The organism is Streptomyces sp. ISL-43, assembly GCF_018614195.1.
Taxonomy (GTDB): Bacteria; Actinomycetota; Actinomycetes; order Streptomycetales; family Streptomycetaceae; genus Streptomyces.
The window spans coordinates 187181-198349 of the sequence record NZ_JAGGOT010000010.1 but is presented as its reverse complement, the minus strand read 5'-3'; the positions used below and the strand labels follow the sequence as shown (position 1 = coordinate 198349).

The 11169-nt window shown below is 70.5% G+C and carries 14 protein-coding genes, 1 tRNA gene and 1 pseudogene; 4 read left to right on the top strand and 12 right to left on the bottom strand.

Features of this window, described 5'->3' with window-relative positions; genetic code table 11:
* Window positions 1-197 (top strand): zinc ribbon domain-containing protein (locus J7F03_RS06720; protein ID WP_214947716.1); only part of this gene is annotated, 197 nt, incomplete at its 5' end.
* Window positions 198-209: 12 nt separating this feature from the next.
* Here the strand turns inward: J7F03_RS06720 and J7F03_RS06715 are convergent.
* Both J7F03_RS06715 and J7F03_RS06710 read right to left on the bottom strand, forming a co-directional pair.
* Window positions 210-1043 carry a hypothetical protein gene (locus tag J7F03_RS06715; protein WP_214947715.1) on the bottom strand — a complete coding sequence of 278 codons (834 nt, stop codon included), beginning with the start codon at window positions 1041-1043 and terminating at the stop codon, window positions 210-212.
* A gap of 204 nt (window positions 1044-1247) precedes the next feature.
* A complete protein-coding gene (locus J7F03_RS06710) occupies window positions 1248-1901 on the bottom strand; it encodes a DUF1326 domain-containing protein (RefSeq protein WP_214947714.1) in 654 nt (217 codons plus the stop codon).
* A gap of 440 nt (window positions 1902-2341) precedes the next feature.
* Between J7F03_RS06710 and J7F03_RS06705 the strand changes: the two genes are divergently transcribed.
* Entirely contained in the window at window positions 2342-2962 is a 621-nt protein-coding gene (locus J7F03_RS06705; RefSeq protein WP_214947713.1) for a DUF1326 domain-containing protein, read from the top strand.
* A gap of 305 nt (window positions 2963-3267) precedes the next feature.
* Here J7F03_RS06705 and J7F03_RS06700 read toward each other — a convergent pair whose 3' ends face one another.
* The 5 genes and pseudogenes from J7F03_RS06700 to J7F03_RS06680 all read right to left on the bottom strand — a co-directional run bounded on the left by J7F03_RS06700 (window position 3268) and on the right by J7F03_RS06680 (window position 7479).
* Complete coding sequence (locus J7F03_RS06700) at window positions 3268-4101, bottom strand: DUF2182 domain-containing protein (RefSeq protein ID WP_214947712.1); 834 nt, start codon at window positions 4099-4101, stop codon at window positions 3268-3270.
* Window positions 4102-4178: 77 nt separating this feature from the next.
* Window positions 4179-5444 (bottom strand): annotated as a pseudogene (locus tag J7F03_RS06695) (heavy metal translocating P-type ATPase); the annotation flags it as partial.
* A gap of 109 nt (window positions 5445-5553) precedes the next feature.
* Window positions 5554-6282 (bottom strand): hypothetical protein, encoded by a 729-nt coding sequence (locus tag J7F03_RS06690; protein WP_214947711.1) that lies wholly within the window; start codon window positions 6280-6282, stop codon window positions 5554-5556.
* A gap of 110 nt (window positions 6283-6392) precedes the next feature.
* A complete protein-coding gene (locus J7F03_RS06685) occupies window positions 6393-6827 on the bottom strand; it encodes a hypothetical protein (protein WP_214947710.1) in 435 nt (144 codons plus the stop codon).
* 79 nt (window positions 6828-6906) lie between these two features.
* Complete coding sequence (locus J7F03_RS06680; RefSeq protein ID WP_214947709.1) at window positions 6907-7479, bottom strand: TetR/AcrR family transcriptional regulator; 573 nt, start codon at window positions 7477-7479, stop codon at window positions 6907-6909.
* 119 nt (window positions 7480-7598) lie between these two features.
* Here J7F03_RS06680 and J7F03_RS06675 point away from each other — a divergent pair, with 119 nt between their 5' ends.
* Both J7F03_RS06675 and J7F03_RS06670 read left to right on the top strand, forming a co-directional pair.
* Window positions 7599-7745, top strand: a complete 147-nt coding sequence (locus J7F03_RS06675) for a hypothetical protein (protein WP_214947708.1) — start codon at window positions 7599-7601, stop codon at window positions 7743-7745.
* Entirely contained in the window at window positions 7742-8308 is a 567-nt protein-coding gene (locus tag J7F03_RS06670) for a hypothetical protein (protein WP_214947707.1), read from the top strand. Before J7F03_RS06675 ends, J7F03_RS06670 begins: the two co-directional genes overlap by 4 nt.
* Before the next feature lie 18 nt (window positions 8309-8326).
* Here the strand turns inward: J7F03_RS06670 and J7F03_RS06665 are convergent, their stop codons facing one another.
* From J7F03_RS06665 to J7F03_RS06650, 5 genes are all read right to left on the bottom strand, one after another.
* On the bottom strand, window positions 8327-8944 hold the full coding sequence (locus J7F03_RS06665) for a DUF305 domain-containing protein (RefSeq protein ID WP_214947706.1): 618 nt from the start codon (window positions 8942-8944) through the stop codon (window positions 8327-8329).
* A 96-nt stretch (window positions 8945-9040) separates the two neighbouring features.
* Window positions 9041-9457, bottom strand: a complete 417-nt coding sequence (locus J7F03_RS06660) for a DUF6153 family protein (protein ID WP_214947705.1) — start codon at window positions 9455-9457, stop codon at window positions 9041-9043.
* 216 nt (window positions 9458-9673) lie between these two features.
* A tRNA-Pro gene (locus tag J7F03_RS06655) sits at window positions 9674-9747 on the bottom strand.
* A 40-nt stretch (window positions 9748-9787) separates the two neighbouring features.
* Window positions 9788-9910: a hypothetical protein gene (locus J7F03_RS41935; RefSeq protein ID WP_285440409.1), complete on the bottom strand. Its 123-nt coding sequence runs from the start codon at window positions 9908-9910 to the stop codon at window positions 9788-9790.
* Window positions 9911-10160: 250 nt separating this feature from the next.
* Window positions 10161-11099 carry a metallophosphoesterase gene (locus tag J7F03_RS06650; RefSeq protein WP_214947704.1) on the bottom strand — a complete coding sequence of 313 codons (939 nt, stop codon included), beginning with the start codon at window positions 11097-11099 and terminating at the stop codon, window positions 10161-10163.
* Window positions 11100-11169: the final 70 nt, after the last annotated feature.

Genomic DNA, 11169 nt, shown 5'->3' with positions numbered 1-11169 from the left:
GGAAAATCGTCGCCGTGGACCCCCGCAACACCTCCCGTCAGTGTCCCGAGTGCGGGTACACCGACAAGGAGAACCGCCCCACGCAGGAGAAGTTCCACTGCCTCGCCTGCGGCCACCACGACCACGCCGACACCGTCGGCGCGATCAACGTCTTGAACCGGGCCGGGCTGGTCCGCTGCGACGCCGACCCGGCGTAACAGGAAGCCCCGTCATTTATGGCGGGGAGGAGTCACCTGACCGTTCAGCTGGCCACCGGTTCCCCGCGCTTGCAAGGCGTGCACCGTGAGAGCGCCTTCGGTGGGTAGTTCCGTACTGAACACCAGGGCCGGCGTCTCGTCCCATGCGCCGATGTGGACCGCCTCGACGTGCACGGAAGCGGACGCGAGCTGGACGTGCGAGGCGGCGGCGTTGCTGTGGTTGCCCTTGCAGGCGATCGGGATGACCCGCGACGGCTCTCCGGGCTTCCATATCTCGGCGAAGAACTGCGGCCGGTAGCGGTAGCCGGATCGATGGCCCGGGTCGCGGCTGGTCAAGGCCCAGCCGGCCCGCAGTGCGGTGTCCGCGGGGACGATCGAGACTGAGTGCTTCGGGTAGCGGCGGCTCAGGAGCTGCCGGGCGAGGGTCAGGGCGAATCCGGTTCCGAGTTCCCCGGACTGGATCGCCTTGTAGTGGTCGGCCGTTCCCCGGCCCTCCGCCGAGAGGGTCATGAAGGAGTCGATGCCGCCGGCCAGAGCCTGGCTGTACTTCAGGGACCCCCAGTGCTCTGCGAGTCCGCGGCCGGCGCCCCGCCGCGACAATGCGATGGCCTGGCCGAGGGTGTGCAACACGTCCCAGGGCGTCAGCTGGAGGGTCCGGTCCAGCTCCTTCGCGGGTATGGGCCGGAGGCCGGACTTACGACGGAGGTCTTCGAGCTCCTTCTCCTTACGCGCCTTGTCGTCCTCGGCAGCGGCCTCATCCATGCTGCCGACCAGCGCCGGACTGGAATGGACCGAGATGTTCGACGGCTGGACGAGCTCCCTCAGTACGTCAGCGGCTGGCTTCAACCTGTTCCCCCTACGGCTCGCACGGGTGTCAGGCCAAAGTCGCAAGCTACGTGCTGCCAGAGGGGCGCACACAGGGCGTATGCGGGCACGTGACGGTGCGAGTCCCCACCGCCCGAGTGGGGCCCGCACCGGCAGGTGTGGACTGGCGCAATCTCAGTGTGCACCGGGCTTGGCCGCGGGCCAATGCCCCCAGCCTGGGCGGGCCTAGTTCGGGCCGGTCCAGTCGAAGGTGATGTGCTTGCTGGACTGGCCCTCCCGGCTCCAGTGGAAGCCGAAGGCGTCGGCGCGGTCCGCGGTCGAGCGGCCCCAGGTGGCCACCTGGCCCGGCCCTGTTTCCGAGCCCGGCAGGTTGGTCGACTGGACCCGCGCGCCCTCGGGTGTCGTCGGCCCTGTGAGGGCCACCGCGCTCGCTTCGACCAGGCCGGGGATCGTGGCTCTCCAGCCGCCGAGGTCTTCGTCGACGTCGATCTGGATGGGTGTGAAGTCCATGCCCCGCATCTCGGCGTCCATCATGGTCACCATTTCGGCGGGCCAGCTGCCTGCCTGGCCTCCGAAGATCATCTGTAGGGCTTCGCGCTGTGCGTTGTCGGCACGCTCGTCGAGGAATACCGCCGCGTACGAGTCGGTGTGTTCCGCCCACACGTTGCCGACGAAGGAGCCGAGCATCAGCACGTTGAGGTCGTCCAGCGGTACCTCGCCGTAGTTGCCCTCGCGGATGTGCCAGGCCAGGACCCCGTCGCATTCGCCGTAGGTGGGCAACTGGGCGAAGGAGCAGGGGCAGGGGACATTGCACCTGCACGTGTCGAACCAGTCCCCGGCCGCGTGCCATCTAGGGACGGTCGCCGTCGTATCGGACATCTCATCGCCTCCACACGGCCCCGCGCCGGGCAGGTCGCGTGGTCGGCAGTGCTCCGCCGGACATCACCACAGGCGCTCGGCGCCACAGGGCATCGCCTCAATTCTCCCCCTTCCGCCACGATGGGGAAAGCTGAGACGGCTGGGGCTGAGGCGTCTGTACACCCGTGCCAGGCACGCCTAGCCTTGAAGGGAAGGGCTGGCTCCTCGGGCCGAAACGGCGTCCGCAGGGGCGAGTGGAAGATGCACGCTGCCATCACGCCGGACAGAATTCCTGACTCGGCCAGCGGGGTGACGTACGCCGCCGCTGTCTGGGTCAGCCTCGGCTCCATGGCCTGCCGCGTGCCCGTCGTGCGGTCCGCGCGCTCTCCACCCGCCGCTCTCGACGTCGGCGTCGTCCGCACCGTCGGACGGCGGAAATCATCCAGCGAGCGGGAGCAGTCATGACGTGGAGTATCTCGGGCAACTACCTGGCTGGTTGCTCATGCGCAATGGTCTGCGGGTGTGCCGTCGACGCGAAGCCGCACGACCCGCAAGGACGCGAGGAATGCCTCGGGTGCGCCGCCTTCCATGTGGCGGACGGGCGCTTGGACGACGTTGACCTGTCCGGGGTGACCTTCGCCTTCTACAACCACTTCCCTTCCAACCTGACGGCCGGCAACTGGAAGGTCGGCATCGTCGTCGACGAGGGTGCCAGCGACGAGCAAGTCGATGCACTCGAGCGCATTCTGTCCGGGCGCGAAGGCGGTGCGTTCGGTGAACTGTCGCAGTTCTACGGCGAGTACCTCGGCGTGGAGAGGGCGAGTGTCTCCCTGACGAACGGGGAGAAGCCCCGGCTCAGCGTCAGTGGGAAGACCGAGCTCGCATTCGATCCTCTTCTCGGTCCCGATGGTGGGCCTACGACGATGAAGAACGCGATGTTCGGATTCTCCCGCGAGTTCACCCTGGGGCGTACGACCGGCACTTCGAGTGCCTTCGGCCTGTCCTTCGAGCCGGAGTACGGAGAGCAGTCCGACTACACCTTCTCCAGCGAGCAGCCCGAGGGCGCGCCCGTGGGGCGGTAGCGCGCAGCCGGCCAGTTTGTTGAACACGGGAGGAGGACGGTACATGTCTCCTCCCGCGCAGGTGGAGCCACGCCTGCTGCCGACCGTGTTCTCGCGCACGTCGCTGTCCCGATGTGTACCGATCGCGATCCTCGTCGGCATTGTGCTGTCCCTGGTCAACCAGGGTTCCGTCATCGCTTCGGGCGACGCCGGCGCGGCCACGGCCGTACGCGTGGCAGTCAACTTCCTGGTGCCGTTCTGCGTCTCCAGCGCGGGATTCTTCAGCTGCCGGCGCGCCGCTTGGCGGGCGGCGACGAGGCCGCCGCTCAGAGCAGGCCCGTCATCTGGTGCATCTCCTCCATCGGGGGAGCGTTCTCCAGGCCCGGCAGCAGCCAGTCCTGGAAGGGAGCGAGAGCCGCCAGGACGAGGAAGGCGATCCCGACGGCCCAGGTGAGCCAGGGGCCGCGCCGCCACAGCTTCTCCAGGAAGATCACTGCGGCCACGGCCGCCATGGCCGCCACGTTCATCACCCCGAGCGGGATCAGGACGATCATCAGCCCCCAGCAGCAGCCGACGCAGTACAGACCGTGGTGCGCGCCGACCCGCAGATCCTTCGCCCACGGCCGGAACCGCGAGTACCGCAGAAGCTGGAACATCGGATTGCGGCAGTGCCGCAGGCAGACCCGCTTCAGCGGCCCGAATTGGTGCAGCCCCGCGAGGAGGAAGGCCCCGGCTCCGATCCAGCGGCCGGCGTCCGGATTGCCCTCCACCAGGCGTCCGGTCATAGCCAGGGCGCCGTAAGCGAGCAGCCCGAAGCCGGTCCAGGCCAGCAGATAGCCGCTGACGAACTCGGCGACGTGCAGTGCGCGGGCCGGGCCCGCCGAGCGGCGGCTGATCCCCCGTACCCAGGTGATGGCGACCGGGGCCACCGATGGCAGCATCATCGCCGCCATCATGACCACCCACAGCAGCAGGAAGAGCGGGAGCGCCAGACCCATGGTGCCGGGCTCCATCCCCATGTGGCGGGCCTGCCCGATCGTGAGCACCCACGCGAGTACGGCGATCAGCACCACCAGCGTCCAGCCGACCGCCAGATCGCGCCGGGGCAGAAGGACTCCGGGCCGGGTCGGCGCGGGTGCGGCGAGATGGACGTGCGGCATGGTGGGCCTCCCAGGGGCGCCGTTGCCTGAGGACACCTCCAGCTCAGCACAGAACCCGCGGGTCGGCGATGCAGCGGCTGGAAGCGGCGCAGTCGCAGGCTGTTGGTGACGACGAATACGGACGAGGAGGCCATGGCTGCACCGGCGATCATCGGGTTGAGCATGCCGAGGGCGGCCAGCGGCAGGGCGGCCACGTTGTAGGCGAACGCCCAGAACAGGTTGGCCTTGATCGTGCGGAGGGTGCGGCGCGCGAGCCTGATGGCGTCACCGGCAGCCCGCAGGTCACCTCGTACGAGTGTCAGGTCGGAGGCGGCGATCGCGGCATCGGTGCCGGTGCCCATGGCCAGACCGAGGTCGGCCTGGGCGAGCGCGGCCGCGTCGTTGACGCCGTCGCCGACCATCGCCACCACGCAGCCGTGCTCCTGCAGACGCCGGACCTCGGCGACCTTGTCCTCGGGGTGGACCTCGGCGATGACCCGGTCGATGCCGACCTCGGCGGCCACCGCGCGGGCCGCGGCGGTGTTGTCGCCGGTCAGCAGGAGTGGTGTGAGGCCGAGCCGCTTGAGGTCCGCGACCGCCTCGGCACTCGTCGCCTTCACGGTGTCGGCGACCACCAGCGCGGCCCGCACTTGCCCATCCCAGGCGGCGAAGACCACCGTACGGCCCTCGGCCTCCGCCGCGTCCCGCGTCCGGGCGAGCTCGGCCGGAAGCCGCAGAGCCTGCCGCTCCTCCAGCCAGGAGGCACGGCCCGCGTGGACGGTCCGGCCCTCGACGGTGCCGCTGACGCCCCGGCCCTGGGTGTTGGCGAAGCCGGTCACCGGCGGCAGGGAGCCGAGCCGTTCGCGCGCGGCCTGGGCGATCGTGGCGGCGATCGGGTGTTCGCTCGCGTCCTCCAGGGCCCCCGCCAGGCGCAGGACCTCGGCCTCGTCCTCGCCGGCGGTGGGCACCACCTTCACCAGGCGCATCCGGCCCTCGGTGACCGTGCCGGTCTTGTCCAGGACGACGGTGTCGATCCGCCGGGTGGACTCCAGTACCTCCGGCCCGGAGATCAACAGCCCGAGCTGGGCGCCACGGCCGGTACCGACCATCAGCGCGGTCGGCGTCGCCAGCCCCAGCGCGCAGGGGCAAGCGATGATCACCACGGCGATGGCTGCGGTCAGCGCGGTCGAGGCGGAGGCCCCGGTCAGCATCCATACGCCGAAGGTGCCCACGGCGAGCGCGATGACCACGGGCACGAACACCGCGGAGACCCGGTCGGCCAACCGCTGCACGGCCGCCTTGCCCGTCTGCGCCCGCTCCACCAGGGCGGCGATCTGCGCCAGCTTGGTGTCTGCGCCGACCGACACCGCGGCACTCGTCGCGGCCGTGGAGGAGGCCAGGGACTACACAGCGCACGTCGCCGGCTGACACGCCCCACGGGTAGGGGCGGGCTCGCCCGCCCCTACCCGTGGCTCAGTGAGCGTGGCCGTCGTTGTGCGCCGTCGCCGAAGGAGTGGGCTTTGCGGTGGGGGAGGCGCCGGAGGTGGGTACGGCCGGGCTAGCCGGGGCGGTGGCAGGGGCGTGGTCGTCTGCGGCGGGTTCCTCGGCGGTGCCGTGGCTGTGGCCGCCGCCGGGCGTGCTTTCCATGGAGGCGGCGACTTCCCGCAGGCCGAGGAAGGCGAGGGCTGCGGTGACGAGGACGGCCAGGCCGACGAGGCTGAAGATCCGGCGCGTCGGGGTGTCGGCGTCCTTGATGACGTAGGCAACGAACGAAACGACCAGCCCGGCGGGGACGAGGACCGCGCCACGGGCGGGGAAGTCGTCGAAGTGCTGGAGGCCGCCACTGAGCATGCCGATGCCGAAGGACAGCAGCAGCGAGGCGCCGATCACCAGGAGCATGCGGGGCAGCCCGGGGCGCTCCCTGGTGAGGACGAATTCGTTGAGGATGGTCGCTGCGAGGAAGACGAGGGCGCCGTAGACGGCGATGCGGGTGTAGCGGTCGGGGTCGAGCGGGTGGTGGACGACGGCGCCGCTGATGAGGCCGGCGCCCACGAAATAACCGACGTAGCCGAGGTATCGGGCGGCCAGAGATCGCTTCCGGGCCATGCTGGAGTGATGCTTGCGCCGGGCGGCACGTCCCGTGGCGGGAGAGTCCGGCGATGTTTCCGTGGTCCGGGCGTCGAGGAGCTGGGGCGAGGTCACGTGCGAGTTCCTTTGGTGCTGCGTGCGTGGCTCATCACCCGGTCAGCCTCGAGAGGGCGGGCCGGGGTCGGCGATGAGAGTCAGGTCAGAGCGGGGCAAAGCGCCCGGATCTATACCTGCTGCACCACGGAACCGAGGTAACTCCGCAATGGGGGAAGGCTGGACGGAACGGTCCGCGCCCAGGAGGCCGGCCGCATCGCGCCGACGGCAGGGGACGGATCCCCGAGGGGAACCAGCGGCGGCGCGGGCAGCTCCGAGCCCTGCTGCGGGTGGCCGGAGGCGCATGCCTCGGCGGGGTGTGAGTGCCCGCTGCCGTCCTTGTGCCCGCCGGGTGTCTCGGCGTGGTGGTCAGCGCCGTCGGACTCGGCGGACCCCAGGTGCCCAACAGTGACGGCGCCGCCGGTGACGTGCGCGGAGGCGCTTTCGGCGCCGGCGGCGTGGGTGTAGAGGAAGGCGAACAGCAGGGCGGCCAGCCAGAGCAGTCGCAGCGGGCCCGCCGGGCGGCGGGTCCGCGTCGCGCTGGAGGCAGCTGGGGCCGTGACCATGCCCGAACCCTATCCGGCGGCCGGAATCCGCTGTCCAGCACCCCGTTGTCGATCACACGAAGTAGCGATCCTGGTGTGTTCAGGGAACCGGGCGCAGGCCGTCGAGGGTGACGGAGACCAGTCGGCGGACGGCGGCCTTGGAGGGCAGGGCGGCTGCCGCGGTCAGGGCGTGGAGGCAGTACCGGGCGAGCTCGGTGGGCGGGACGTCGCCGCGCAGATCGCCTGCCTGAACGCCGTCGGCGACCAGCTGCTGGAGCATGCCTTCGAGGTGTCGCTGGGCATGGGTGACGTGCTCACCCTGGTGCAGGAGGGCGGCGAGTTCACCGCCGTGCCGCTGCCGCGCGATGCCCGCGTACGCCTCCAGCACGGCCGCGAGGCGCTCGACGGGGGAGCAGCCGGGCCGGTCGCGGATCTCCGTGAGGTGGTGGAGGTGGCCAGCGACCTGACGTTCGTGCCAGGCGAGCAGGACGGCTTCGACATCGGAGAAGTACTTGTACAGCGTGGCGCGGCCGATTCCGGCCTGCTCGGCGATCTGCGACATGGTCACCGAGCGCAGCCCGCCCTCCGACACCAGCTTCGCGGCGGTGTCCAGGATCGCCTCGCGCACCGCGTGGCGGTGCGCGTCGATCGTCTCGTTCCACAGCTTCGGCACGCACCCAGGATACGGCCGTCCACAGGAGATACACTCTGTTTCAGATAGAGACATCATGTCTCGCAAAATGAATGGTGCGGTGCCCGTGCGTACCGCGTCCGGAACTCAGGGAGGTCGTCATGACCGGCTCGCCGACTCGTCCCGACGTCGAAGGCGCGGGGATGCCGCGCTGGGTGAAGGTGTCCGCAGCGATCGCGATCGTCCTGGTCGCCGTGTTCGTCCTCGTGCACCTGGCCGGTGGCGGCATGGCGGGGCACACGCCGTGACTCCGTTCCCGCCGAGGCTGCGCAAGCTCACGCTCACCCTCCACGTCACTGCCTCGGTCGGCTGGCTCGGCGCGGTCGCCGCGTTCCTCGCCCTCGCCATCGCGGGTCTCACCAGCACCTCGTCCGAAACGGTGCGGGGCACCTACCTGGCCATGGATCTCGTGGGCTGGTTCGTGATCGTGCCGTTCGGCATCGCCTCACTACTGAGCGGGGTCGCGCAGTCGCTGGGCACGGTATGGGGGCTGCTGCGCCACTACTGGGTGATTGCGAAACTGCTGATCACCGTGCTCGCGACACTTCTGCTGCTGGTCCACATGCAGCCGGTCGGCCACCTCGCCGACGCGGCGGCCCGGGCCGCGCTGGAGGGCGGCGAGCTGGAAGGCATGCGGATCCAGCTGATCGCGGACGCGGCCGCCGCCCTCGTGGTGCTGCTGACGGCTGCCGCCCTGTCGGTGTTCAAGCCGCGCGGGGTGACCCGGTACGGGCGTCGTCGACAGGAGCCGCCGGCCCGGGGCGGCGAACAGGCCGTCGCATGCCCGCTCGCAGGGCCGGGCGGTCCGTAGACCGCCCCAGCCCCCGGGTCAGTGCTTGCCGAGCAGGGTGTTCATGCGGGTGATCTCGGCGGTCTGGGAGGCGATGATGTTGCCTGCCATGTCCTTGGCGGGCTGGAACGCGCCCTGGGACTTCTCGGTCTTGGCCATCGCCACGGCGCCTTCGTGGTGCTTGATCATGAGTTCCATGAAGGCGGTGTCGAACGCCTTGCCGGAGGACTGCTCCAGCTTCGTCATCTCCTCGGCCGTCATCATCCCGCCGCCATGACCGCCATGCTCCATGGCGCCCTCGGCGGGTACATCCTCGCCCCACGACGTGAGCCATCCGGAGAGCGTCTTGATCTCCGGGTCCTGGGCCTTCTTGATCTCGTCGGCGAGCTTCTTCACCTCGGCGGACTCGGCTCGGGTCGGTGCGAGGTCGGCCATCTGAATCGCCTGGCGGTGGTGCGGGATCATCCCCTTGGCGAAGGCGACGTCGGCGGCGTTGTGCTGGCCCTGTGAGGCGGAGGCAGCCGGCGCCGCCGAGGTGCGCCCGCCGTCTCCGGCGGAGCCGTCGCTGTTCGACCCGCAGGCGGCCAGCACCAGGCCGGCGGCGCCCGCCGCTGCCACGGTTGCCGTACGGCGGATGAGGGAACGGTGTGCGGTCATGCTGATGCAACTCCTTGATGCTGCGCGGGCCCGTCGGGGCGCGCTAAGAGGGAATGGCGTACCGGAGCACGGGAGGAACGTGCCGCGCGGGGCGCTCTATATCCGCAGGAGTTGCAGCTGGGCCAGGTCGGGCGGCGCCCGGCCGGTCTGGGTTGCGGCGATGCTGCCGTCGGTCAGGCCCACGTTCGCCGGCGTACCGCTGAACGCCGCCGTCAGCGCGGGCGGGGCGTACGAAGTGCTGAGGCCGGTTGCCGAGCAGGTCGCATCGGCATGGCTGGCGTGGCCGCCCGCTCGGCCGTCGGCGGCGTGCGAGCAGTCCTCACCCACCGGATGGCCTGCGTCGTCGTGGGCCATCACCGTGCCGCGCCCATGGCCGGCGTCCACGTGGGCCACGGCAACACCACCGGGAGCCAGGCCGTGCATGGCCAGCACACCGGCCAGCACTGCCAGCACGAGCAGCAGCATGCCGCGCCCGGCGGGGCGGCGGCTTCCGTGCTGCGGGGTGCTGGTCATGGGCTCATCGTACGATTCGCCGCTCGGCGGGGCCGATCGAGAGCCGCCGCCCGTGTACCTCGGCCCGCTGATGGCAGGTCAGCAGCCGCGCCGGTGGCGGGTGCCGGGGAGCCGGATTCCGAGATCGGCTCCCAGATGGCTCCCAAGACAGGCCCGTAAACCACTCAAGGGCCTGACCCGCGATGCGGATCAAGCCCTTGACCTGGTCTTACGAAGTCGGGGTGGCGGGATTTGAACCCACGACCTCTTCGTCCCGAACGAAGCGCGCTGCCAAGCTGCGCTACACCCCGATGTCCACCCTTGCAGCGCTTGCTGCCCTGGCGACATCGATTACTTTAGCGGACCCTCGGCCGGAGACGAAATCCGGTTTTCACCCGCGGGGCGGTAGCGGTCCGCCGCGACCAGGGCGAGGCCGAGGGCGTAGAAGCCGATGCCGAGGACCAGTGCGTTCACGGCGACCTGGGCGTAGCCGTACTGGGCGACGTCGATGAAGGGGTACGTGTACCGGCTCGGGGCGTCGGGGAGAGGAGGGCGCCGCGGACCAGCGCGAAGACCAGGTAGGCCAGCGGGTAGGCCAGCCACCGCGCGGCGTGGCGCGGGCGCAGGGTGCGCGGGGCGGCCAGCAAGAGGAAGTCCGACGGTCGGGACGCGGAGAGCGGCGGGTGTGATCATCCTGTCAACGTACTCGCCGGCCCGCGTGCCGTTAGGCCTTCGGAGTCAGTGTCAGCAGTGTCGCCTCGGGCGGGCACGCGAACCGCACCGGGGTGAAGCGGTTGGTGCCGCAGCCCGCCGACACGTGGAGGTACGAGCGGTGCCCCTCCGCCTCGTGCGTCGAAAGGCCCTTCACCCGCTTGGTGTCCAGGTCGCAATTGGTGACGAGGGCGCCGTAGAAGGGGACGCACAGCTGCCCGCCGTGCGTGTGGCCGGCCAGGATCAGCGGGTACCGGTCGGCGGTGAAGGCCTCGAGGACCCGCAGGTACGGGGCGTGCACCACGGCCATCGAGAGGTCCGCGTCCGCCTCCGGCCCGCCCGCGACGCGCTCGTAGCGGTCGCGCTTGATGTGCGGATCGTCCAGGCCGGTGAAGGCGAGCTCCAGCCCGTCGAGCTTGAGCCGGGCCCGGGTGTTGGTGAGGTTGTGCCAGCCGGCCGCGTCGAAGGCGTCCCGCATCTCCTCCCACGGGTTGTGGACGGCGCCGACGACCGGCGCGTTGCCGTTCAGCCCGTGCCGGCCCTGCGTCTTCTCGATCAGGTAGCGCCCGGGATTGCGCAGCCGGGGGCCGTAGTAGTCGTTCGACCCGAAGACGTACACGCCGGGGAAGGACATCAGCGGACCGAGCGCGTCGAGCACCTCCGGCACGCCCTCCGTGTCGGAGAGGTTGTCACCCGTGTTCACGACGAGGTCGGGGCGCAGCCCGGCCAGGGACTGCAGCCAGGCGCGCTTCTTGCGCTGCCCGCCGACCATGTGGATGTCCGAGACCTGCAGGACCCGCAGTGGGCGCGTCCCCCGCGGGAGCACCGGCACCGTGACCCGTCGCAGGCGGAAGGACCGCGCCTCGAAACCGGCGGCATAGGCCAGACCGGCGGCCCCCGCCGCGGCGATCCCGGCGGTGACCTTCAGGGGTACTCCGTAACGCGCACGCATGCCCTCATGTTCGCAGACCCGGCGGGCACACCCGGAAACGGACGGGCGTCGAAGGCCCCGCACCTGGCAG